22 protein-coding genes and 1 riboswitch are annotated in these 22071 nt (G+C 63.9%); of the genes, 5 read left to right on the top strand and 17 right to left on the bottom strand.

The genetic code is table 11. From position 1 onward, the window contains the following. Window positions 1–5 precede the first annotated feature (5 nt). The 7 genes from FJ974_RS24330 to coxB all read right to left on the bottom strand — a co-directional run bounded on the left by FJ974_RS24330 (window position 6) and on the right by coxB (window position 5810). A complete protein-coding gene (locus tag FJ974_RS24330) occupies window positions 6–392 on the bottom strand; it encodes a DUF983 domain-containing protein (RefSeq protein ID WP_140532461.1) in 387 nt (128 codons plus the stop codon). 139 nt (window positions 393–531) lie between these two features. Continuing rightward, window positions 532–1413: a cytochrome c oxidase subunit 3 gene (locus FJ974_RS24335; protein WP_140532459.1), complete on the bottom strand. Its 882-nt coding sequence runs from the start codon at window positions 1411–1413 to the stop codon at window positions 532–534. Window position 1414: 1 nt separating this feature from the next. Next, on the bottom strand, window positions 1415–2041 hold the full coding sequence (locus FJ974_RS24340) for a cytochrome c oxidase assembly protein (RefSeq protein WP_140532457.1): 627 nt from the start codon (window positions 2039–2041) through the stop codon (window positions 1415–1417). A gap of 8 nt (window positions 2042–2049) precedes the next feature. Continuing rightward, the gene (locus FJ974_RS24345) at window positions 2050–2211 is read right to left on the bottom strand and encodes a hypothetical protein (RefSeq protein ID WP_140532455.1); all 162 of its coding nucleotides are present in this window, start codon (window positions 2209–2211) and stop codon (window positions 2050–2052) included. Between the two features lie 2 nt (window positions 2212–2213). Further along, window positions 2214–3158 carry a heme o synthase gene (locus FJ974_RS24350; protein ID WP_140532453.1) on the bottom strand — a complete coding sequence of 315 codons (945 nt, stop codon included), beginning with the start codon at window positions 3156–3158 and terminating at the stop codon, window positions 2214–2216. 74 nt (window positions 3159–3232) lie between these two features. Beyond that, complete coding sequence (gene ctaD, locus FJ974_RS24355) at window positions 3233–4885, bottom strand: cytochrome c oxidase subunit I (protein WP_140532452.1); 1653 nt, start codon at window positions 4883–4885, stop codon at window positions 3233–3235. Window positions 4886–4922: 37 nt separating this feature from the next. After that, window positions 4923–5810 (bottom strand): cytochrome c oxidase subunit II, encoded by an 888-nt coding sequence (coxB, locus tag FJ974_RS24360; RefSeq protein ID WP_140532450.1) that lies wholly within the window; start codon window positions 5808–5810, stop codon window positions 4923–4925. Between the two features lie 329 nt (window positions 5811–6139). Between coxB and FJ974_RS24365 the strand changes: the two genes are divergently transcribed. The 3 genes from FJ974_RS24365 (at window position 6140) to FJ974_RS24375 (ending at window position 9288) form a co-directional block, all read left to right on the top strand. Continuing rightward, the gene (locus FJ974_RS24365) at window positions 6140–6691 is read left to right on the top strand and encodes an invasion associated locus B family protein (protein ID WP_140532448.1); all 552 of its coding nucleotides are present in this window, start codon (window positions 6140–6142) and stop codon (window positions 6689–6691) included. 141 nt (window positions 6692–6832) lie between these two features. Beyond that, window positions 6833–8245, top strand: coding sequence for a metalloprotease TldD (gene tldD, locus FJ974_RS24370; protein WP_140532446.1), 1413 nt, complete (start codon window positions 6833–6835; stop codon window positions 8243–8245). Window positions 8246–8622: 377 nt separating this feature from the next. Continuing rightward, complete coding sequence (locus FJ974_RS24375; RefSeq protein WP_413468321.1) at window positions 8623–9288, top strand: transglutaminase-like cysteine peptidase; 666 nt, start codon at window positions 8623–8625, stop codon at window positions 9286–9288. Between the two features lie 166 nt (window positions 9289–9454). Here FJ974_RS24375 and FJ974_RS24380 read toward each other — a convergent pair whose 3' ends face one another. The 3 genes from FJ974_RS24380 to FJ974_RS24390 form a co-directional block, all read right to left on the bottom strand. Then, window positions 9455–12139, bottom strand: a complete 2685-nt coding sequence (locus tag FJ974_RS24380; protein WP_140532444.1) for a caspase family protein — start codon at window positions 12137–12139, stop codon at window positions 9455–9457. A 170-nt stretch (window positions 12140–12309) separates the two neighbouring features. Further along, window positions 12310–13551, bottom strand: a complete 1242-nt coding sequence (locus FJ974_RS24385; protein WP_140532442.1) for a class I SAM-dependent RNA methyltransferase — start codon at window positions 13549–13551, stop codon at window positions 12310–12312. Next, window positions 13548–14318 (bottom strand): TlyA family RNA methyltransferase, encoded by a 771-nt coding sequence (locus tag FJ974_RS24390; RefSeq protein ID WP_140532440.1) that lies wholly within the window; start codon window positions 14316–14318, stop codon window positions 13548–13550. Before FJ974_RS24390 ends, FJ974_RS24385 begins: the two co-directional genes overlap by 4 nt. A 120-nt stretch (window positions 14319–14438) precedes the next feature. Here FJ974_RS24390 and FJ974_RS24395 point away from each other — a divergent pair, with 120 nt between their 5' ends. Next, window positions 14439–14840, top strand: coding sequence for a GFA family protein (locus FJ974_RS24395; RefSeq protein WP_140532438.1), 402 nt, complete (start codon window positions 14439–14441; stop codon window positions 14838–14840). Window positions 14841–14918: 78 nt separating this feature from the next. Here the strand turns inward: FJ974_RS24395 and FJ974_RS24400 are convergent, their stop codons facing one another. The 6 genes from FJ974_RS24400 to FJ974_RS24425 all read right to left on the bottom strand — a co-directional run bounded on the left by FJ974_RS24400 (window position 14919) and on the right by FJ974_RS24425 (window position 19935). Then, the gene (locus FJ974_RS24400; protein WP_140532436.1) at window positions 14919–15206 is read right to left on the bottom strand and encodes a hypothetical protein; all 288 of its coding nucleotides are present in this window, start codon (window positions 15204–15206) and stop codon (window positions 14919–14921) included. 256 nt (window positions 15207–15462) lie between these two features. Further along, window positions 15463–17376, bottom strand: a complete 1914-nt coding sequence (dxs, locus tag FJ974_RS24405) for a 1-deoxy-D-xylulose-5-phosphate synthase (protein ID WP_140532434.1) — start codon at window positions 17374–17376, stop codon at window positions 15463–15465. A 142-nt stretch (window positions 17377–17518) separates the two neighbouring features. Next, entirely contained in the window at window positions 17519–18439 is a 921-nt protein-coding gene (locus FJ974_RS24410) for a pirin family protein (RefSeq protein WP_140532431.1), read from the bottom strand. 9 nt (window positions 18440–18448) lie between these two features. Then, the gene (locus FJ974_RS24415) at window positions 18449–18715 is read right to left on the bottom strand and encodes a DUF2277 domain-containing protein (RefSeq protein ID WP_140532429.1); all 267 of its coding nucleotides are present in this window, start codon (window positions 18713–18715) and stop codon (window positions 18449–18451) included. A 38-nt stretch (window positions 18716–18753) separates the two neighbouring features. Further along, the gene (locus tag FJ974_RS24420) at window positions 18754–19005 is read right to left on the bottom strand and encodes an exodeoxyribonuclease VII small subunit (RefSeq protein WP_140532427.1); all 252 of its coding nucleotides are present in this window, start codon (window positions 19003–19005) and stop codon (window positions 18754–18756) included. Between the two features lie 3 nt (window positions 19006–19008). Further along, on the bottom strand, window positions 19009–19935 hold the full coding sequence (locus tag FJ974_RS24425; RefSeq protein ID WP_140532425.1) for a histone deacetylase family protein: 927 nt from the start codon (window positions 19933–19935) through the stop codon (window positions 19009–19011). A gap of 113 nt (window positions 19936–20048) precedes the next feature. Continuing rightward, window positions 20049–20227, top strand: a riboswitch (cobalamin riboswitch). Between the two features lie 42 nt (window positions 20228–20269). On the opposite strand from FJ974_RS24425, the gene bluB reads away from it, so the two are divergent. Continuing rightward, entirely contained in the window at window positions 20270–21007 is a 738-nt protein-coding gene (bluB, locus tag FJ974_RS24430) for a 5,6-dimethylbenzimidazole synthase (protein WP_140532423.1), read from the top strand. On the opposite strand, the gene FJ974_RS24435 is transcribed toward bluB, so the two are convergent. Further along, window positions 21008–21991 carry a hypothetical protein gene (locus FJ974_RS24435; protein ID WP_140532421.1) on the bottom strand — a complete coding sequence of 328 codons (984 nt, stop codon included), beginning with the start codon at window positions 21989–21991 and terminating at the stop codon, window positions 21008–21010. Window positions 21992–22071: the final 80 nt, after the last annotated feature.

Here is a 22071-nt window from a genome sequence, read left to right on the forward strand (position 1 = left end):
CTCGCTCACTGACCGAAATCCAGCCTGCCCTCGGCGGCCTTCCTCGCGTATTGCAAGGTGATCAGCACGCCCTTGATCAGGCGCAGCGCCGTCAGACTCAGCACCAGCGCCAGCGGTATCCACAATATGAAATGCAGCCAGAGCGGCGGGTTGAGCGTTACTTCCATCCAGAGCGCCAGGCCGACGACGATGAAGCCGATGATCAGGATGACGAACACCGCCGGACCGTCGCCGGCATCGGCGAAGGAATAGTCGAGGCCGCAATTATAGCAGCGCTTGCCGACGCCGAGAAAGCCGGAGAACAGCTTGCCTTCGCCGCAGCGCGGGCAGCGGCCGTGCAGGCCGGCCGAGATCGGGTCGATGGGTGGCCAGATCGCCTTGTCTTCGCTCATGTCAGGTATCCTAGAAGCATTCCGCGCAAAAGATAAGGCGGCCACGTCGCCGCAGCCGCCCTGGCAATCTGTGAACCTTATTTGCTTGAAGCAATTCCGGACGGAAAACCGCTGCGCGCCTTTCCTGGACTTGCCTTGATCAATGGGGTTCGATCATCGCGCCGTTCGAAGCCCAGACATAGATCGCGCTGAACAGGAACAGCCAGACCACGTCGACGAAGTGCCAGTACCAGGCGGCGGCCTCGAAGCCGAAATGCTGCTTCGGCGTGAACTCGCCGCGCATCGCGCGCACCAGGCAGACCAGAAGGAAGATGGTGCCGATGATTACATGGAAGCCGTGGAAACCGGTCGCCATGAAGAAGGTGGCGCCGTAGATGGAGTCCTTGAAGCCAAACGGCGCGTGCATGTACTCGTAGGCCTGCACCATGGTGAACAGCATGCCGAGACCGACGGTCAGCACCAGGCCGTTGATCAGGCCCTTGCGGTCGCCGTGGATGAGCGAGTGGTGCGCCCAGGTTACCGTCGTGCCCGACAACAAAAGGATGATGGTGTTGTAGAGCGGCAGGTGGAAGGGATCGAGCACCTCCAGCCCCTTCGGCGGCCAGACGCCGCCGGTGAAGGCGGCGCGGGCATACTGGTCTGCCTCGCCGGGAAACAGGCTGGCATCGAAGAAGGCCCAGAACCAGGCGACGAAGAACATCACCTCCGAGGCGATGAACATGATCATGCCGTAGCGCAGGTGCAGCGATACGACGCGCGTATGATAACCCTCGTGCGCCTCCTTGATGGTATCCGACCACCAGGCGAACATCGTGTAGACGACGATGAGCAGGCCGATGAAGAACAGCCACGGATTGGCGATGTTGTGGCCGAAGACCGGGAAGTTGCCGGCCTTGAGATACTGCATCAGGCAGACCCCGCCGATCGCCATGACAAGCGCGCCGATGGCGCCCAGGAAGGGCCACGGGCTGGGATCGACGAGATGGTAGTCGTGGTTCGGTTTTGCGTGCGCGTCTGCCATATCAACCCCCGAGGCTTGCTTCGGTATCTGGAATTTTTTTGCTGGTGCCGGCGGCCGGTGCGGACGACGCGACCGGCTGTTTCTTTTCGACCGGGAACATCGTGTAGGACAAGGTGATGGTCTTCAGGTCCTTCAGTTCCGGCACGTTGACGATGTCTGGATCGACATAGAACACGACCGGCATATCCAGCGTCTCGCCGGGCTTCAGCGTCGTGTCGGTGAAGCAGAAGCATTCCACCTTGTTGAAATAGGCGCCGGCCATTTCCGGCTGCACGTTGAAGGTGGCGCGGCCGGTGATGGAACGGTCGAATTTGTTGGTCGCGCTGTAATGCGCCTGCGCCGTCGCGCCGATCTTGACGGTCACCGAACGGGCGACCGGCTCGAACTGCCAGGGAATGCCGTTGGTGTTGGCATCGAAGCGGATGGTGATGTCGCGGTCGAGCACGCGGCCGGCATATTGCTTCTCGACACGCTGTGTGGTGCCGCCATAGCCGGTGGCCTGGCAAAACATCCTGTAGAGCGGCACCGCCGCATAGGCCATGCCGATCATGCCGGTGAAAAAGGCAAGGCAGACGGCCGCGACGACGCAGTTGCTGCTGTTCCTGCCGGGCTTGGCGTCGCCGCTCATCGCCGGCCTCACATCAGGCCCGAGGGATGATGGCCGAACCTCACCATCGTGGCGATGTAGAAGATGGCGACGAGCGCCGCCAGCGCAACGCCGATGGCGATGGAGCGGCTGCGCCGCGCCTTCTGCTGGCGTTCGGTCAAGGTGACCAGTTCAAGCTTCTTGTCGGCCACGCTCATGCTCCCCCCGTCATGAAGGCGCGGCCGACCACGCTGTCGACGAGGTAGGCGGCGAAAATGGCGAAGAGATAGAGCAGCGAATAGCCGAACAGCGCCTTGGCAGGCTTCATGGCGCGGTCATCGCCGGCCATGCCGAGCACCTTCCAGGCATACCAGACGAAGCCAGCGCCGAGCAAAGCGGCAATCGTGCCATACCCGGCCGTGGTGTAGCCGAGCGCCCAGGGCAGCACGCCGACCGGCGCCAGGATCAGCGCGTAGGCGAAAATCTGGCGGCGGGTCGAAGCAGGGCCGGCGACATTCGGCATCATCGGGACGCCGGCGCGGGCGTAATCGTCCGACTTGAACAGGGCAAGGGCCCAAAAATGCGGCGGCGTCCAGAGGAAGATGATGAGGAACAGGATCAGGCTTTCGAGGCTCACCGTCCCGGTCACCGCCGCCCAGCCGATCACCGGCGGGATGGCGCCCGCGGCGCCGCCAATGACGATGTTCTGCGGTGTCCAGCGCTTCAGCCACATCGTGTAGATGACGGCGTAGAAGAAGATGGTGAAGGCGAGAAGTGCTGCCGACAGCCAGTTGATCAGGACGCCGAGCGTCATCACCGACAGCACCGACAGCACCAGGCCGAAGCTCAGCGCCTCGCCGGGCGTGACGCGGCCGGCCGGCACGGGACGGCCGGCGGTCCTGGTCATCACCGCATCGATGTCGGCGTCGTACCACATGTTGAGCGCGCCCGAGGCGCCGGCGCCGATGGCAATCGCCAGGATGGCGATCACCGCCAGCAGCGGATTGATGGAGACTGGTGCTGCGACCAGGCCGACGAAAGCGGTGAACACGACCAGCGACATGACGCGCGGCTTCAGCAGGGCGAAGAAATCGCCCGCGGTCGCTTCCGACATGCGAAAGCCCGCTTCGTCCATCAATCTGTCGTCGGCAAGGGCCATGCGTACTTAAAGTCCATCATTCCGTTGGCCAAGACCGCCGGGCCGGCCGGCAGTCTTGTAGTTCAGGCAGCCGCCTACTTGATCCTGGGCAGCTGTTCCCATTGATGGAACGGCGGCGGCGAAGGCAGCTGCCATTCGAGCGTGGTGGCGCCTTCGCCCCACGGATTGGCGCCGGCCACCCGCTTCTTCTGGAAGGCCTCGAACACGCCGTAGAGGAAGATCGCCACGCCGACGGCCGAGATGTAGGAGCCGTACGACGAGACCATGTTCCAGCCGGCGAACGCATCGGGATAGTCGATGGTGCGGCGCGGCATGCCGGCAAGGCCGAGGAAATGCTGCGGGAAAAAGATCAGGTTGACGCCGACGAAGGTGACCCAGAAGTGGGTGTTGGCGATGACCGGCGAATACATGTAGCCGGTCATCTTCGGGAACCAGTAGTACCAGCCGGCGAAGATGGCGAACACGGCGCCCAGCGACAGCACATAATGGAAATGGGCGATGACGAAATAGGTGTCGTGCAGCGAGCGGTCGAGGCCGGCATTGGCGAGCTGGACGCCGGTGACGCCACCGATCGTGAACAGGAAGATGAAGCCCAGCGCCCACAGCATCGGCGGCTTGAAGCTGATCGAGCCGCCCCACATGGTGGCGATCCAGGAAAAGATCTTCACGCCGGTCGGCACCGCGATGACCATGGTAGCGAAGACGAAATAGCGCTGAGTGTCGAGCGACAGGCCGGTCGTGTACATGTGGTGCGCCCAGACGATGAAGCCGACGGCGCCGATCGCGACCATGGCGTAGGCCATGCCGAGATAGCCGAACACCGGCTTCTTCGAGAAGGTCGAGACGACGTGGCTGATGATGCCGAAGCCCGGCAGGATCAGGATGTAGACCTCCGGATGACCGAAGAACCAGAACAGGTGCTGGAATAGCAGCGGGTCGCCGCCATTGTCGGGCACGAAGAAAGAGGTGCCGAAATTGCGGTCGGTGAGCAGCATGGTGATGGCGCCGGCCAGCACCGGCAGCGATAGAAGCAGCAGGAAGGCGGTGATCAGCACCGACCAGGCAAACAGCGGCATCTTGTGCATCGTCATGCCGGGCGCGCGCATGTTGAAGATGGTGGTGATGAAGTTGATCGCGCCGAGGATCGACGAAGCGCCGGCGATGTGGATCGACAGGATCGCCAGGTCCATGGCCGGGCCTGGCTGGCCGGATGTCGAGAGCGGCGGATAGATCGTCCAGCCGCCGCCGACGCCGTAGGCGCCCGGCGCGCTCGGCATGAACATCGAGGTAAGCAGCAGGATGAAGGCCGGCGGCAGCAGCCAGAAGGAGATGTTGTTCATGCGCGGGAACGCCATGTCCGGGGCGCCGATCATGATCGGCACCATCCAGTTGGCGAAGCCGCCGATCAGCGCCGGCATGACCATGAAGAAGATCATGATCAGCGCGTGCGCGGTGCCAAAGGCATTGTACATGCTCTTGCCGCCATCGATGGCGGCGTCGCCGTTCATGCCGTAGACCATCTGCGCCAGACCGGTGAAGATCTGGATGCCCGGCTCCTGCAGTTCCATGCGGATGACGACCGAGAGCGCGCCGCCGATGATGCCGGCGCAGATCGCGAAGATCAGGTAGAGCGTGCCGATATCCTTGTGGTTGGTGGAGTACACCCACCGGACCCAGCCATGATAGGGCTTATGGTCGTGGTCGTCGTGAGCTGCAGCCTCTGCCATGTTCCGCTCCGTTCCTAAATCCTGCTTGGCCGCGGCATCAATTGCCTGCGGCCGCTACCTTGTTGGTGCCGTCGACCTCGGCCATCAGCGCCTTGTTGGCGCCGGGCAGGTTGGTTTTGGCGGCCTCCAGCCAGGTCTTGAACTGCGCGTCGGAGACGACGCGGATCGCGATCGGCATGAAGGCGTGGTCCTTGCCGCAGAGCTGCGAGCACTGGCCGTAGAAGAGGCCTTCCTTTTCCGCTTTGAACCAGGTCTCGTTAGTGCGGCCGGGGACCGCGTCCACCTTGATGCCGAAGGACGGCATGGCGAAGGAATGGATGACGTCGGTGGCGGTGACCAGCACGCGGGTCATGGTGTTGACCGGCACCACCAGCTCGTTGTCGACGGCCAGAAGGCGAGGATAGAGAGCGCGGTCTTGCTTGCCGGCGCCGGCGCGGTCACGGTCCTGCAGGATCGCCGAGTTGAACGAGAGCGTCTTGTCGACCTGGTATTCGTAGTCCCAGTTCCACTGATTGCCGGTTGCCTTGACCGTCAATTTGGCGTCTTCCGGCGGCGTGTATTGCGCGGTGAGCAACTGGAACGAGGGAATGGCGATGAGCAGCAGCACAACGACCGGCCCGACGGTCCAGATCACCTCGATCAGCGTGTTGTGGCTGGTCCTGGACGCTACCGGGTTCACGCTGGCGCGGAACCTCAGGATGCAAATGCCAAGCAGGACCAGCACAAGGACGGTGATCGGGGCGACAAACCACATCGTGTAGTTCCCGAACCACTCGATCTGCCGCATCATGTCGGTCGCCGGCGCCTGGAAGGTCGTCTCCCAGTTCCGCGGCTGGTCGGCATGGGCGGCGGATGCGACTGCGAAAAACGTCGCGGCGGCCCCAGCATTTGCTAGAAACTTGGCGCTGGCCAGGAATTTTCTCATCGCCCTCTCGTCTCCCACTTCCTGCGATCGCGTCGCACCGATAACGGACGATGCCGGGATCGGGAATCCCGGGTCCGTCCCTAGGCTGGTTCAAACCATACTCTACTTCCCTCCGCAAGAAAGGAGCGGACGGGACCGTGCGGCATTTTTGCGCGCAGCTCTGACGACGTCTTCGGCTATCGTCCCGCGATAGAGCGGGCGGTCGCAATTCGGGCGAAATTGCTATGGAAAAGCGCGTCGTTGCTGGTGCCGGGGCGGACCGGCGGCGGTGTCGTCCTTTACTTGGCCTTGGCGCAGCTTAAAGTGCCGTGATTCGCAATGGAGCCGTCATGTATTCCTGGCTTTCGAGATTGGGGCTTCCGAGAAGCTTGGCACAGCTCGTCCTTGCCGCCTTGCTTGGCGCCGGTCTCAGCGGCGGCGCCGTCGCCGCGCCGACCAATGCCTCGCCGCCCAGCGGCACGGTCAAGTCGACGCATGGGGCATGGTCGATCATTTGCGACACGCCGGCCGGAGCGACCTCCGAGCAATGCGTGATGATGCAGAACGTCGTCGCCGAGGACCGTCCGGAGATGGGGCTTTCGGTGGTGGTGCTGCGCACCGCCGACAACAAAGCCGAGATCCTGCGCGTGCTGGCGCCGCTCGGCGTGCTCTTGCCCAACGGCCTCGGCCTCAATGTCGACGGCAAGGACATCGGCCGCGCCTATTTCGTGCGCTGCTTCCAGGACGGCTGCTATGCCGAGGTGATCCTGGAAAAGCCGCTGCTCGACACGCTGAAGAGCGGCACCTCGGCCACTTTCATCGTCTTCCAGACGCCGGAGGAAGGCATCGGCATTCCCGTCGATCTCAAGGGCTTTGCCGAAGGCTTCGCCGCCCTTCCCTGACTTGAATATCCTGTCGGCAGAATTGCTGTCGCCCGCACGCGGCAACAACGGTAGTCGCGTTCTCGTCGCCGCCGATTGTGTTGGCCTGCCACAACCCCTACATCGGAGAGATCGGCGAAATCTGCCAATGGACACTTTGCGATGAACAGCCTGATCGGCCAATTCGACATTTCCGACGATCGCGTCAAAGAGATCGTCGCCTACACCATCAAAGGCGCTGACGACGGCGAGCTGTTCCTCGAATACAGCGAGAGCGAAGCGCTGATGTTCGACAATGGCCGGCTGAAGACCGCCAATTTCAACACCGACCAGGGTTTCGGGTTACGCGCGGTGGCCGGTGAGGCTAGCGGCTATGCCCATTCCAGCGACCTTTCGGAAGCCTCGCTGCGGCGCGCGGCCGATGCCGTGTCGGCCGTCAAGGGCGGCTATTCCGGCACGCTTGCCGCAGCACCCGCCCGCACCAACCGGCATCTCTATGGCGACGAGAACCCGATCCCCTCGCCGAGCTTCGAGGCCAAGGCCAGGCTGCTGCAGGAGATCGACGCCTGGCTGCGCGCCAGGGACCCGCGCGTGCGCCAGGTGACGGCTTCGCTCGCCGCCTCCTGGCAGCATGTCGAGATCGTGCGCGCCGACGGCCAGATGGTGCGCGACATTCGTCCGCTGGTCAGGATCAACGTCTCGGTCGTGGTCGGCGATGGCGACCGCCAGGAAAGCGGCTCCTACGGCATGGGCGGCCGCAAGAGCTTTGGCGAATTCGTGACCGAGGAGAGCTGGAAGCATGCTGCCAGCGAGGCGCTAAGGCAGGCGCTGGTCAATCTCGAGGCCGTTCCGGCGCCCGCCGGCACATTCGACATCGTGCTTTCCAGCGGCTGGCCGGGCGTCATGCTGCATGAGGCCGTCGGCCACGGGCTGGAGGGCGACTTCAATCGCAAGAAGACCTCCGCCTTCGCCGGCCTGATGGGCCAGCAGGTCGCGGCCAAGGGCGTCACAGTGGTCGATGACGGTACGATCGCCGAACGGCGCGGCTCGCTCACCGTCGACGATGAAGGCACGCCTTCGGCGCGGAACGTCTTGATCGAGGACGGCAAGCTGGTCGGCTACATGCAGGACCGCCAGAACGCCCGCCTGATGGGCATGAAAGCGACCGGCAACGGCCGACGCGAAGGCTATGCGCACCAGCCGATGCCGCGCATGACCAACACCTACATGACCTCCGGCGACATGCAGCCCGACGAGATCATCGCTTCGGTCAAGAACGGCATTTATGCCGTCTCCTTCGGCGGCGGCCAGGTCGACATCACCTCGGGAAAATTCGTGTTTGGCTGCACCGAGGCCTATATGATCGAGAACGGCAAGGTGACACAGCCGATCAAGGGCGCGATGCTGATCGGCAACGGGCCGGACGCCATGCATCGCGTGTCGATGATCGGCAACGACATGAAGCTCGATAACGGCATCGGCATGTGCGGCAAGGCCGGACAGGGCGTGCCCGTCGGCGTCGGCCAGCCGCATCTGAGGATGAACCAGATGACGGTGGGCGGCACCAGGGTTTGAGACCCTGAGGACGTTCTGGTAGAGCATCGTTCGGCAAACAACGTTTCAGCGACCGTATTCCCATTATGTCCAAATCCGAAAATACGCCGGAAGACGTGCCTTTGAAGACGATGCCGGCCTTTGCCCCGACGCGGCCGCAGGACGTGTTTGGCGTCTTGCGATGCGATGGCAAACCAAAAACACTGCCGGATATGGATTCGGGCGTCTTGGCCGAAGCGCAGCGGCGCCATGCTCGCGATTGGTGCTAACCTACAGCATAGCGATCCTCGTCGGCGACCCAACACGATCGTGTTAGGACATTATTAATTGTTTAATTGCCGGGACTGCCATTCCCGCATTAGCCTGACGCCAGACTTCTCGTTGCGATGGTGTTGGCAGTGTTGCGTTCCCCTGGCGTCCTGACCTCTTCTTTCCTGCTTGGCCTTGTTTCTTTGATCGGCGCGACGACGCTGCCTGCCCGCCCGGCGGCAGCTCAGTCGACATTGTTCAAGCGGCCGTCGACACAACCTTCAACCGATGCATTACACGCCGCCGCCGTTGGAGGACGCACCAGCATTCCCTATGGCTGGCTGGATTTCTGCCACCGCCGGCCGAAAGAGTGCAAGGTGCCCGCCCTGCCGGCCGCGAACCTCAAGCTGACCGCGCAGAACCTGCACACTCTCAACCGGATAAATCAAAAGGCGAACCGTGCCATCAAGCCCGTCAGCAATTACGAGCATTGGGGCACGACGATGGACCACTGGGACTATCCGGTGGACGGCAAGGGCGATTGCAAGATCTACGCGCTCTACAAGCGCAAGCTTCTTATGGAAGCGGGATTTCCCCGCCAGGCGCTCCTGATGACGGTGGTGCGCGACCTCAACAATGAAGGCCACACCATCCTGACGGTGAAGACCGATAAGGGCGATCTCGTCCTCGACAATCTGGTCGATGAAATCAGGCCCTGGAACGCGACCGGCTACTATTTCCTGAAACGGCAGTCGCAGCAGAACCCGAACATCTGGATTTCGATCAACCAGCGCGGCGGCACGCCGAAAACCTGACGGATGCCGCCAGCAGCCTCACAGACCGAGCGGCCTTCCGGAACCGAGGCGTTCCGCTTTTGACAGGCTGATAAGCTCTACAGAACGCAGATCCCCCTGCCTTGCAGGTTCATGGGTCGGAAAATTCGGCCCATGAACGGGAAGGGTGCGGGCCGGCCGCGCCAGCCTACTGCTTGCACGGCGGCTCGCCCGGCTGCCCGCAGACCGGCTTCTTGTTTCCTTGCGGCGGCTGCTCCTTGGGCTGCTGTGGCAGGCGCCGCTCCTGCGGCTGGGCCTGAACCCTGGGCTGCGCACGGAACTCCGGCCGCTGCGACTTGGAGAACACCTGAGCGTTGGGCTGTTCCTGCAGCTTGAGCTGGCGCTGCGGATTCTCGTTCGGCCTGTTGACCTTGAAGTTCCGCTGGACGTTGACCTCCGGGCCGGCGGAACCTTCTTCGTTCTGCAACCTGCGGAACTTCCTGCTCCTGTCGTTCCCGCTGACCGAGCCCTGATTCTCGTCAGGGGACACGGCCGGATTGTTCCTCCTGAACCGCTTCTGGATGCTCGGCCCGTTATCGGCCGGTTCACCGTTGACGGTCGGCAGCTTGCGGAACTTCCTGCTCCTGTCGCTTCCGTTGGCCGGACCCTGAGTCTGGTCGGAGAACACGTCCGGATTGCTCCTCCTGAGCCGCTTCTGCATGCTCGGCCCGTTGTCGGCCGGTTCACCGTTGACGGTCGGCAGCTTGCGGAACTTCCTGCCCTTGTCGTTTCCGTTGGCCGGACCCTGATCACCCGGTTCGACAATGGACTGGCCGGCTGACAAATCCCTGCGTGTCAGCTTCCTCGGTTTACCGGACGGCACATTCGGATTGTTCTTCCCGAACCTCTCCTGGGCGCCCTGGCCGTTGTCGGCCGGCATACCGTTGACGGTGGGCAGCTTGCGCAATTTCTTACCCTGCTGACCGGTGCCCTGCTCTCCGGTCACGGCCGCACCGGCATTTCCCGTCGCCTCCTGGTTGCCGCCCACAGTGCCTTGCTTGCCGAACTGCTTCCTGGACTTGTTGCCGGGCAAATTTTGGCCATTAAGCACCGGTTTGCCGTTGACGAGCGGCAGCGTTTTGCCATCGGCTCCCGGCAAGGCGTGGTCAGTCCCAAGCTTGCGGGCGGACAGGTCCTTCGGCAGCGGAGTAGCAGCACCGGGCCGCTGGCCCTGCGTCACACCCTGGCCCGGCTTCAGCGGTAAGCCGCTCTGATTCTGATTGAACCGAGCTTGACCGGACGTGGCCGCTCTCTTCTCCAGCACCGGCGGCAGCGCGACCTTGGCTGCTAGCGCTGCGCCGGCACCGACGGCAGCTCCGGTCATTTTCTGGCCGGTGGTGGGGCCGCCCTGGGCGGTGCCGTTGGGCTGTCGGGCCTGATTTGTGGTCTCGTTATTGATCACCGTGTTGTTGATGACGGTCGCGTTGTGGATGTTGTTGAAGACGATGTTGTCCCGCGGCGGCACGATGTCACGCGGCGGCCTGACCCACACGGGCACGGGCACGAAGACCGGCACCGGCAGGACGAAAATATCGACCGGCGGCCGCGGCGGCGGCAGCACGATGAAATCCGGCGGCGGCGGCGGCAGGAAGATCACCGCGACAGGCGGCGGCGGTTCGAAATCGAAATCGGGATCGTCGAAGTAGAGCACCGGACGGTCGACATAGACGATTTCCTCCGGCGGTGGCGGCGGCACGTCATAGACGACAACGGTGAAGCTCGGCGGCGGTTCGAGCTCGGCGTCGAAATGCTCCAGCCGGCGGCGCGCGTCCCAGGCATGCGGTCCGTGCGGATAGCGTTCGAGATAGGACCAGTAGGCTTCGGGCGTGTCGCGCATCCAGGTCTGGCGCCAGGTGATCGCTTCGCGTCGCGCCGCGATGATGGCGCGCACCCGCTTGGCCATCGGATCGTGCGGATAGGCGGCGAGGAAATCCTGGTAGCCGCGCATCGTGTCACGGTCGAGGGCCGCGACATAAGCGTCATGGGCATCAAAGTCGCGAATCTCCCTGGTCCGATTGGCCTGGGCTTCGGTCTCGGAAACCTTCGGCGCCGGTGCATCCGGTGCGCGGTCGAAGAAAACGAAGGGCGCGCTGATCTTCGAAGCGTTCCACGGCACCTCGGCCCCTTGCGTCACCTCGTTGACGCGCAGGCGCGTGCGGTCGAACACGTCTTCGAGCGGCAGGCCGCCCTCGCGCATCATCTCGGCCAGCGCCTGGGCATAGGCGCCATACGGTCCCTTGCCCTCCGGCGCCACGGTTCCCGGAGCGGCATTGAAGGCAATCAGCATGTTCGGATCGGGATCGACCAGCGCGAGGCCGCCGGCCAGCGGCTGCTTCGTCTGCGGGAAGGCATTCGGCCGCGCTGCGTCGAGCACGACGATGTTGACCTTCGTCGGCAGCGCGGCTAGCGGCCGGGTAAGATCGGAGACCCGAATGGCCTGGATCGGAACGTCGGCTGGATTGGCAATGTTGGCATCGACCGGCAGGAAATAGTTCTCGCCTTCGAACTGCGCGCCGTGTCCGGCCAGGTAGACGAAGACGACCGCATCGGGGCCGGCGGCCGAAACCTTTGCGAGGAAATCGCGGAAGGCGCCGCGCAGCGATTCCTGGTCAACATCGCGCGCGCCGACCACATCGAAACCGGCTGCCTGCAAGGTCTGTCCGATCAGGCCCGCATCGTTGGCGGCCGTCGCAAGTTCGCCGGACTGATAGGCGCCATTGCCGATGACGAAGGCGAGGCGTTTTTGCTCTTGCGCGAGCGCGCCCGTCGCGGACACGGCGCTAAACACGATGAAAACGACAATGAGGCTGATGAATTTTAAAAGCGTCCGCATTGCAATCCGCCGTTCGTTATCCGCCATCCGTTTATATTAGTAACGCCGGAAAGGCAGGAATGTTTCCCTACAGCGCGAAATTAAGACCCTGCAAAAAGGCGCCTTTAGGGCGCAATTTCGTCGGAAGAACAGAGACTTCATAAAATTTCTTGCGAACCGGCGGTTGCGGACTACCGGCGTCGCTTCGGCTTTTCCAAAAGCGCCACGGCCTCGATATGCGGCGACCACAGGAACTGGTCGATCGGCGTGACGCTTTTCAACACATAGCCGCCGTTGATCAGGATGCGCAGATCCCGCGCCAGCGTCACCGGATTGCAGGAGACCGCAGCGACCAGCGGCACGTCGGAGCGGGCGATCTGCTTCGACTGGTCCTCGGCGCCGGCGCGCGGCGGGTCGAAGACCAGACCGTCGAATGCGTTCAGTTCCTTGAAGGTCAGCGGCCGCCGGAACAGGTCGCGACGCTCGCTGGTCACCCGCTTCAAGCCGCTGGCGAAACGGAAGGCATGGTCGAGCGCGGCAAGTGCTGCCGCATCGCCCTCGACCGCGTGGACCTCCGACTTCTCCGCCAGCCGCAAAGCGAAGCTGCCGCAACCGGCGAACAGGTCCGCGACTTTTTTGGCGCGGCTCAGATGCTGGCCGACGAGGCTGGCCATCGTCTGCTCGGCGGCTTCGGTCGCCTGCAGGAAGGCGCCTGGCGGCACGGCGACGGCGACCGATCCGAATTGCACCATCGGCTTCTTCGGCTCGACGATCACCTCGCCGTCGACGGAAAGCCTGGCCAGGCCCTCGGCCATCACGAAATTGGAGGCGATGCGGCGCTGGTTCTCGCCAAGCTTGCCGGCATCCTGGACGGCAACATCGAGACCGGAAGCCGTGACGGTGACCATCATGTGGAAGGCTTTTGGCGTCGCGCAAACCAGATCGGCCAGCCTCCGCAAGCGATCGAGCGCGGCGACGATCGCCGGCAGCGAGATCGGGCATTCCTCGATCGGGATGATCTCGGAAGAAAGCGCGCGCACGAAGCCGAGCAGCATGCCGGCCTCGGTCCGCCGGGCGCTGAAGACGACCCGGCGCCGGCTGTGGGGCGCGCAAGGCACCAGCGCGTCAATCTCGCCGGCGATACCCTTGGCCTTCAGCGCCTGCACCACCCGCTCGCGCTTCCACTGCCGATAGGCTTCGGCCTCGAAATGCTGCAGCGCGCAGCCGCCGCATTCGGTGAAATGGCGGCAGGGCGGCTCGACGCGGAGCGGCGAGGTTTCCAGCACCGACATCAGTGTGGCGCGGTCCTTCTGCCGCGCGGCGGTGACCGTCTCGCCCGGCAGCGTGAACGGGATGAAGACCTCGCCGCCGTCAGCCTCGGCAATGCCGTCGCCTTGCGAGCCAAGCCTGGAGATGGAGAAGCGCGCGCTCATCGCTTCGCGTCCTTGACCGCGGCAAGCAGGAATTCGCGATTGCCGTCGCCGCCTTCGATCGGCGACGGATGCAGCCCCAGCACGCGCCAGCCCGGAATGCCGGCCAGCCAGTCCCGCAAACCGATGGCGATACGCTCTGCCTCGCTCGGGTCCTTGAGCAGGCCACCCTTGCCGATCGCTTCGCGTCCAGCCTCGAATTGCGGCTTGACCAGCACCAGCGCCCTGGCGCCCTCCCCGGCCAGGGTAAGCGCCGGCGGCAGCGCCAGTTTCAGCGAAATGAAGCTGACGTCGCAGACCAGAAAATCCGGAACGCGGCCGTCAAGGTCAGCGGTGGTGAGATCGCGGGCGTTGAGGCCCTCGATCACCGTCACGCGCGGGTCCAGGGCGACGTCCGCATGCATCTGGCCATGGCCGACATCAATTGCGGTGACATGCGCCGCGCCACGTTCGAGCAGCGCTTGGGAGAAGCCGCCGGTCGAGGCGCCGATGTCAAGCGCTTCGCTGCCCGAGGGATCGAGGCCGAAATGGTCGAGGCCGGCAATCAGCTTGAGCGCCGCGCGCGACACATAGGCGCGCGCCGGATCGTCGATGGCGATGCGGCAATCCGGCGCGACAGTTTGACCGGGCTTGCGGGCAACGGCGCCGTCGACGCTGATCGTGCCGCGCTCGATCGCGTCGCGGGCGCGCGAGCGGCTGGCGAACAGACCGCGCTCGACGAGCAGTTCGTCGAGCCGCCGGCGCGTGCTCGATGACAAAGGGGAATTCATCGGTCTTCATTGGCGAAAGCCGGCGGTGAAGGCAAGGATATTGGTTGGCTGTTGAATATCGCGGCGCTTTCGGCACAATGCCACAGGTGAGGTGCAGTTTCATTCAGCCGGGGAGGACGGATGCTTGAGGGAACCTGCCACTGCGGTGCGACCCGCTGGACCCTGGAGGGCGATCCCGGGCCGATCACCGCCTGCAATTGCACGCTCTGCCGCCGCTACGGCACGCTCTGGGCTTACGACTATGTCGACGAGCGCATCCGTATCGCGGGCCCGGTGAACTCCTATACGCGCGACGGAACACAAGCGCCGGAGCTTGAGATCCTGTTTTGCCCGGTCTGCGCCTGCGTGCTCGCCTGGCGCGGGTTGCGCGCCGGCGCCGGCGGCCGCACGCGCATTGCCGTCAACGTCAGGCTTGCTCCGCCGGAGGCCGTCGCCGACCTGCCGATCGACCATTTCGATGGTCTCGATACGTTCGACGACCTGCCGCGCGACGGCCGCTGCGTGCGCGATATGTGGTTTTAGAGGCAATTTCAGGAACAACGCGCAGCGGTTTTCCGTCCGGAATTGCGTGAAAACAAATACTTAGAGCAAGTTGGCGATTTAGAAGACCGTTCGCGGCGCCGGCCGCTCGACGGCCGGCATCAGCCCGTCATTGGCGGAGGTCTGGCTGCGCGGCGGTTCAACGACGACCGGCAGGATCGGGGTTGCTTCAGGCACGATTACAAACCGCGGAACCTGCTTGTAGGAAAAGCCGCCGCGTATGCTGCCCATCTTGCCGGCGACGATGTCCAAAACCGCCTTTTCGAGGTTGCGGTCGTAGCGCGTTTCGGCTGCCGCCGGCGCGCCCATGGCCGCCAAAAGGGCCATGCCGCACAGATACGACTTCATTGTTCCTGATCTCCCTGCCTGGGCGGTTTCTGAAGCATGTCTTTGTCCCGAAACCGCTGCACACTTTCGGAAGACATGCTTTAGCAGGGCGCCGTTGAAAAACGGCCAAAGGAAAAGGTAAGCAAACCACCAAACGGAAGCGTTAACAAAGGATTAGGGTTCTTGCTTGACGCAATTCCGGACGCAAAAACCGCCGCGCACTTTGCTGGAATGCTTCCAAAGCCGGCAAACTGATTGAGCTAGCTCAGAGTATGATTCAGGCGCGCTGCGCCTGGATGCCATGGCCGAGCGCGACGAAGACCGTGCGCACGATGCCGGCGGTGTCGAGCCCGGCATCGGCATACATCTTCTCGGGCCTGGCGTGGTCGGTGAATTCGTCCGGCAGCACCAGCGGCCGTACCTTGAGGCCGCTTTCCAGCAACCCTTCATTGGCGAGGAAATACAGCACCTGGCTGGCGAAGCCGCCGATCGCGCCCTCTTCCACGGTCACCAGAACCTCGTGCGAGCGGGCGAGCCGCCGGATCAGATCCTCGTCGAGCGGCTTGGCGAAGCGGGCATCGACAACGGTGGTGGAAAGACCCGCCGCGCCGAGTTCCTCGGCGGCCGACAGGCAGTCCTGCAGCCGCGTGCCGAAGGAGAGCAGCGCAACCTTGGTGCCTTCCTTCAGAACACGGCCCTTGCCGATCTCCAGCACCGAGCCGCGCGCCGGCATATCGACGCCGACGCCATTTCCGCGCGGATAGCGGAAGGCAATCGGCCCTTCGTCATAACAGGCGGCGGTGCGCACCATGTGGCGAAGCTCAGCCTCGTCGGCGGCGGCCATGACGACGAAACCGGGCAGCGTCGTCAGGAAGGTGGTGTCGAAGGCGCCGCAATGGGTGGCGCCGTCGGCGCCGACGAAACCGGCGCGGTCGATCGGGAAGCGCACCGGCAGCTTCTGGATCGCCACGTCATGGACGACCTGGTCGTAGGCGCGCTGCAGGAAGGTCGAATAGATGGCGGCGAAGGGTTTGTAGCCTTCGGTGGCGAGGCCTGCGGCGAAAGTTACCGCGTGCTGCTCGGCAATGCCGACGTCGAAGGTTCTGGCCGGGAAGACCTCGCCGAAAAGGTCGAGCCCGGTGCCGCTCGGCATGGCTGCGGTGACGGCGACGATGCGGTCGTCCTCGCGGGCTTCCTGGATCAGGCTTTCGGCAAAAACCTTGGTGTAGCTCGGCGCGTTGGCCGGCGCCTTGGCCTGGGCGCCGGTGATGACGTCGAACTTGTTGACGCCGTGATATTTGTCGGCGGCGGCTTCCGCCGGCGCGTAGCCCTTGCCCTTCTGTGTGACGACATGGATCAGCACCGGGCCATCGGAATTGTCGCGGACGTTTCTCAGCACCGGGATCAGGTGCTCGAGATTGTGGCCGTCGATCGGGCCGATGTGATAGAAGCCGAGTTCCTCGAACAGCGTGCCGCCGGTGACATAGCCGCGCGCATGCTCGACGGCGCGCGTGATGGCGCGATCGGCGCGCTCGCCGAGATAGGATGTCAGCTTCTTGCCGAAATCGCGCAGGCCGAGATAGGTCTTGCCGGAGGCGAGCCTGGCCAGATAGGCGCTCATGGCGCCGGTCGGCGGGGCGATCGACATGTCGTTGTCGTTGAGGATGACGATTAGGCGGGCGTCGAGGGCGCCCGCATTGTTCATCGCTTCATAGGCCATGCCGGCCGACATGGCGCCGTCGCCGATGACGGCAATGACATTGTTGCGGCCGCCGGAGAGGTCGCGGGCCATCGCCATGCCGAGGCCGGCGGAAATCGAGGTCGAGGAATGCGCGGCGCCGAACGGGTCATATTCGCTTTCGCTGCGGCGGGTGAAGCCGGAGAGGCCGCCTTCCTGGCGAAGCGTGCGGATGCGGTCGCGGCGGCCGGTCAGGATTTTATGCGGATAGGCTTGGTGGCCGACATCCCAGATCAGCCGATCTTGCGGCGTGTTGAAGACATAGTGCAGCGCAACAGTGAGCTCGACCACGCCAAGGCCGGCGCCAAGGTGGCCGCCGGTGTGCGAGACGGCATCGACCAACTCGGCGCGCAGTTCCGTGGCGAGCTGCGGCAACTCGCTTTCGTCGAGCGCCCGCAGATCCGCGGGGATGCGGATCTTGTCGAGGAGCGGCGTGTCGGGCTTTGCGTTCACTCTGAAGCGGCCTGCTGAAAAATTAACCTTGCGCTAACCTTCATCTTGGGCATGCGCCATGATCATGCGCGAAATATGCCGCTCCAGGCCGAATGTAAATGCGCGTCAGTGACGCGCCCGGTGCAAGATGCCTCATCCTGCTCTATCTTTCGGGCAGCGGAATGAACTCCTCCTCATCACCAGGAACGATATCGAAGCGGCCTGTCTTCCATTCTTCCTTGGCCTGTTGGATGCGTTCTTTCGAGGATGAGACGAAATTCCACCAGATATAGCGCCTGGAACCCAGCGACGCGCCGCCGAACAGCATGAAATGGGCGCCCTGTTCGGACGATACGACAATCTCGTCGCCCGGCTTGAACACCAGAAGCCGCTCGGCCGGAAAACGGTCGCCGGCGATCGAAACCTCGCCTTCCAGCGTATAGATGGCGCGCTCCTCGGCATCGGCCGGGATTTTCACGCTGGCGCCCGCAGCCAGCCTGAGGTCGGCGTAGAGCGTCTCCGAGGCGCTCGCCACCGGCGAGCGCAGGCCGGAGAATTCGCCGATGACGACCCGGCCCTCGACACCCTCGGCATCGATCTCGGGCAAGCGGATCACCGATGTATTCTCGAAGACCGGAGCGATCTCCTCCTTGCCGTCTGGCAATGCCAGCCAGGTCTGCAGGCCGGACATCGACATCGGCGCGCCGCGCAATTCGTCCGGCGTGCGCTCGGAATGAACGATGCCACGGCCGGCGGTCATCAGGTTCACGTCGCCGGGCGCGATCACCATTTCGGTGCCGAGCGAGTCGCGATGCCGGATCTTGCCGTCGAAAAGATAGGTGACGGTGGAAAGCCCGATATGCGGATGCGGGCGCACGTCGATGGCATGGCCGGCGCGCAGGATGGCGGGCCCCATGCGGTCGAAGAAGATGAACGGTCCGACCAGCCGGCGCTTGGCGGTCGGCAGCGCGCGACGGACCTCAAAGCCGCCAATGTCCTTGGCATTGGGGATGACCATCAGCTCGATCTGGTCGCAGGCGAAACCATCGCCCGGTTCAGGGTCGTTTCCCGGAAAGAAGCTCATTCGATCCCCTCAGGCGAACCGCAGCGCGGATCTGGCTTTCGCCTTGGCCGCCATTTCCTCGCGGTTGCGCGGCTCTTGTGTGGTTTCCAGCGAATCGAGCAGCTCGCGCGCCGCGGCGGCGATCGCCTCCACGGCGTGATAGAAAGCATGTTCGTTGCGCTTGGATGGTTTGGTGGAACCGCTCAGCTTGCGCACGAACTGAAGTGCTGCGTCATGCACTTCGTCATTGGTCGCCGGCGGTTCGAAATTGGCCAAGGTCTTGATGTTGCGGCACATAGCTTGAACTCCTGCTTCTCTGCCCCACCCGTTCCAAACTATTCCGCGTCGAGCGGCTCCGTGCCAACCGGCTTGCCGTCGCGCGACAGCCTGATCTTCTCGACCTTGTCCTCGGCCGCCTTCAGCAAACGGTCGCAATGGGCCTTCAGCGCCTCGCCGCGCTCGTAGATCTTGATCGACTGGTCGAGCGGGACGTCGCCGCGCTCCAGATCATCGACGATCTTCTCCAGCGCGTCGAGCGCCTGTTCGAAGCTCATCGCCTTGACGTCTTCATTGCCTTCGCCAGCCATATCCTATCCCTTCATCAGCCGCCCGACATGGGCGGCGACCGAAAATGCCAGTCCCTGCAGATCGTAGCCGCCCTCCAGCAGGGAAACGAGCCGGTTGCCGCTGTGGCGTCCGGCGCGTTCCATCAGCTGGCCCGTCGCCCAGTCGAAATCCTCCTCGGTCAGGTTGATCTCGGCCAGCGGATCGCGACGGTGCGCGTCGAAACCGGCCGAAATGATGATCAGGTCGGGCGCGAACGCTTCGATCGACGGCAGCACGCGCGACAGGAACGCGTCGCGGAACGCTTCGCTGCCGGTTTGCGGCGCCAGCGGCGCGTTGACGATGTTGCCGGCGCCGGTTTCGTTTTTTGCCCCGGTGCCCGGATAAAGCGGCATCTGGTGCGTCGAGCAGTAGAGCACCGACGGGTCGTCCCAAAAAATGTCCTGCGTGCCGTTGCCGTGGTGGACATCCCAGTCGACGATGGCGACGCGCTCGGCCTGGTGCTTTTTTTGCGCGTAGCGGGCGGCAATCGCCGCAGTGTTGAAAAGGCAGAAGCCCATCGCTGTGGTCTTCTCGGCATGGTGGCCGGGTGGACGCGCGGCAACGAAGGCATTGGCGGCGCGGCCCTCGAAAACGTCGTCGACGGCGGCGTTGGCGGCGCCGATCGCCGTCACCGCCGCTTGCCAGCTCTTCGGGCTGGCAGTGGTGTCGGCATCGATGCGGGCGAGCCCGGTTTCGGGGATCGCGGCGCGCACGCGCTCGACGAAATCCTCAGGATGCGCGTAGAGGATGGTCGCCTCGTCGCCCTCCGGCGCCTGGACGCGGTCTAGGGCTGAAAACGCCTCGTCGTCCAGCACGCGTTCGATGGCGCGCAGACGGTCGGGCCGCTCGGGATGGCCGGGCGGCGTGATGTGTTCGAGGAAGACCGGATGGGTGTAGAGACGGGTAGCCATTGCCCTAATCTAGGCACCTACGACCGGAATGACCATGTTTCGAATTCCAATGGCTGGGGAAATCGCGCCTTGCCGTGTCGCCGGCGGCATTGGCGTCGCGCTGCGTTCGCGATAAGGTCCCGCCGCTGCCTGGTGCCCGCGACGCGGGAGAATCGGGAACACGGTTGAATTCCGTGGCGTGCCCAACGCTGTGAGGGGGACCGCGCCGGCAAAAGCCACTGTCGATGACGGGAAGGCGCCGGACGCGGGTCGATCCCGAGCCAGAAGACCGGCCCGGCAGACATGGTCGTCCGCATGGTCAGGCGGAGGACTGCTTATCGCAAGGGGACAAGCGATGACGGTACCAGCAACCGCCGCGGGCGGCGAAGACTTTGACCAATTGGGGCGCGACGCCGTCTACCGGGCGATGTTCACCAGGCGCGACGTGCGCAGCCACTTCGTGTCGGACGATCTCGATGACCGGGTGCTGGCGCGGCTGCTTACGGCCGCTCATCACGCGCCGTCGGTCGGCTACATGCAGCCGTGGAATTTCATCGTTATCCGCGATGCGGAACGGCGGCGGCAGGTGCGCGATTTGTTTCTCGCCGCCCGCGAACAGGAATTGCCGGCCATGGAAGAAGAGCGGCGGGCGCTCTACCGCAAGCTGAAGCTCGAAGGCATCTGCGAAAGCGCGCTGAACCTGTGCATCACCTGCGACCGGCAGCGCTCGCAAAACTCGCCGCTCGGGCGCTGGCACAATCCGGAGATGGACCTCTACAGCACCGTCTGTGCCGTGCAGAATTTCTGGCTGGCCGCGCGGGCCGAGGGCGTCGGCGTCGGCTGGGTCAGCATCATCGAAACGCAAGCGCTGAAGCGGCTGCTGTCGATCCCCGAGCACGTGACGCCGATCGCCTATCTGTGCGTCGGCCGCGTCTCGGAATTCGCGCCGAAACCGGATCTCGAAGCGCATGGCTGGGGCCGTCGGCTGCCGCTGCCAGAGCTGGTGATGAGCGAGATTTTCTGCGGCGCCGGCGAGGCGCCGCTCAAATCGGCGATAGTGAGGCTCGGCGCGGAAGACCGGCGGAAGCCATGATCAGACTGCGGTGCTCGGCGCCTCCCAGCGCGAGCCGCGGAAGGAGGCAAGCGCCCTGTCCTTGAGCTCGCGGAATTTCGACGAGGTTTCGACCAGCCGCCGGTCCCATTCGGGATTGGGAACCTGGCCCTCGATGGTTGCGAAATAGACCTGCATCAGCGAAACGATGGCGAATGGCTCGATGAAGGCCGCCTTGAAGGCCCACGCAAAGACGATGGCGAGCACGAAGGCCCAGCCGGCAAGCTGTCCCGGCATGACCCACAGGATGGCGGCGGCCGGCGCCAGCATCAAAAGGAAAATGAGGAAGGACACGCCCCACATGATCGCCGCCAGCCAGACCGCGTTCTTGACCATGATCTTGCCGTTCTGGGCGTAAAGCACGACGCCTTGCCTGGCAGTCTCGAAAGGCGTGCTCGAATTGATGCGGATGTTGTAGCCGAGGATGATCTCGTCGACATAGGTCAGCGACAGGCGGATGACGGTGTTGACGAAGCTGACGAGGCCGCTAAGGCCGGGAATGGGCAGGAAGGCGGCGATGCCGGCGGTCAGGCCGGTGATGGCGCGGATGGCGCCGTTGACCAGCGTATCGACGACAAAAAGGATATTGGCCTCGGCGAAACGCTGGGCGACCACTTCCCTGGCATAGGCGATCTGGCCCTGCCCGTCGGGAACGTCATGGCCGTCGATGAGATGGACCATGACCGCGATGTGCCCGGCCTTGACGATGTAGAGGATGTATCCGCGGATCCAGTACATAGCGACCGCGACGACGCCGAAGCCGACCACGCCGCCCCAGAGCGCGAAGGAGAGCGGACCGTCGGGATCGGTCGAGATGTGGCCGACGCCATAGCCGACGCTGGCGCCGGTGCCGGTCGCCATGATGAAAGCCAGCGTGATGCCGAAATAGACGATCATGCGAAAGACGATGAAAGGCCATGTCCTCATCATGATGGACACCGACCTGCCGATGCTGAAGTCCCACATGGCCCGACCCCTGCCTTAAGATGGCGCGAGAGGATGCGCCCACGCACGAGATTGTCAACGCGGCAGCGGCGTGCCGGCCC

The organism is Mesorhizobium sp. B1-1-8 (assembly GCF_006442795.2).
In the GTDB taxonomy this organism is placed as follows: Bacteria; Pseudomonadota; Alphaproteobacteria; order Rhizobiales; family Rhizobiaceae; genus Mesorhizobium.

Coding starts and splice junctions, on each gene's coding strand:
- FJ974_RS24330 (WP_140532461.1), bottom strand. CDS start 392: ATGAGCGAAGACAAGGCGATCTGGCCACCCATCGACCCGATCTCGGCC.
- FJ974_RS24335 (WP_140532459.1), bottom strand. CDS start 1,413: ATGGCAGACGCGCACGCAAAACCGAACCACGACTACCATCTCGTCGAT.
- FJ974_RS24340 (WP_140532457.1), bottom strand. CDS start 2,041: ATGAGCGGCGACGCCAAGCCCGGCAGGAACAGCAGCAACTGCGTCGTC.
- FJ974_RS24350 (WP_140532453.1), bottom strand. CDS start 3,158: ATGGCCCTTGCCGACGACAGATTGATGGACGAAGCGGGCTTTCGCATG.
- ctaD (WP_140532452.1), bottom strand. CDS start 4,885: ATGGCAGAGGCTGCAGCTCACGACGACCACGACCATAAGCCCTATCAT.
- coxB (WP_140532450.1), bottom strand. CDS start 5,810: ATGAGAAAATTCCTGGCCAGCGCCAAGTTTCTAGCAAATGCTGGGGCC.
- FJ974_RS24365 (WP_140532448.1), top strand. CDS start 6,140: ATGTATTCCTGGCTTTCGAGATTGGGGCTTCCGAGAAGCTTGGCACAG.
- tldD (WP_140532446.1), top strand. CDS start 6,833: ATGAACAGCCTGATCGGCCAATTCGACATTTCCGACGATCGCGTCAAA.
- FJ974_RS24380 (WP_140532444.1), bottom strand. CDS start 12,139: ATGCGGACGCTTTTAAAATTCATCAGCCTCATTGTCGTTTTCATCGTG.
- FJ974_RS24385 (WP_140532442.1), bottom strand. CDS start 13,551: ATGAGCGCGCGCTTCTCCATCTCCAGGCTTGGCTCGCAAGGCGACGGC.
- FJ974_RS24390 (WP_140532440.1), bottom strand. CDS start 14,318: ATGAATTCCCCTTTGTCATCGAGCACGCGCCGGCGGCTCGACGAACTG.
- FJ974_RS24395 (WP_140532438.1), top strand. CDS start 14,439: ATGCTTGAGGGAACCTGCCACTGCGGTGCGACCCGCTGGACCCTGGAG.
- FJ974_RS24400 (WP_140532436.1), bottom strand. CDS start 15,206: ATGAAGTCGTATCTGTGCGGCATGGCCCTTTTGGCGGCCATGGGCGCG.
- FJ974_RS24410 (WP_140532431.1), bottom strand. CDS start 18,439: ATGAGCTTCTTTCCGGGAAACGACCCTGAACCGGGCGATGGTTTCGCC.
- FJ974_RS24415 (WP_140532429.1), bottom strand. CDS start 18,715: ATGTGCCGCAACATCAAGACCTTGGCCAATTTCGAACCGCCGGCGACC.
- FJ974_RS24420 (WP_140532427.1), bottom strand. CDS start 19,005: ATGGCTGGCGAAGGCAATGAAGACGTCAAGGCGATGAGCTTCGAACAG.
- FJ974_RS24425 (WP_140532425.1), bottom strand. CDS start 19,935: ATGGCTACCCGTCTCTACACCCATCCGGTCTTCCTCGAACACATCACG.
- bluB (WP_140532423.1), top strand. CDS start 20,270: ATGACGGTACCAGCAACCGCCGCGGGCGGCGAAGACTTTGACCAATTG.
- FJ974_RS24435 (WP_140532421.1), bottom strand. CDS start 21,991: ATGTGGGACTTCAGCATCGGCAGGTCGGTGTCCATCATGATGAGGACA.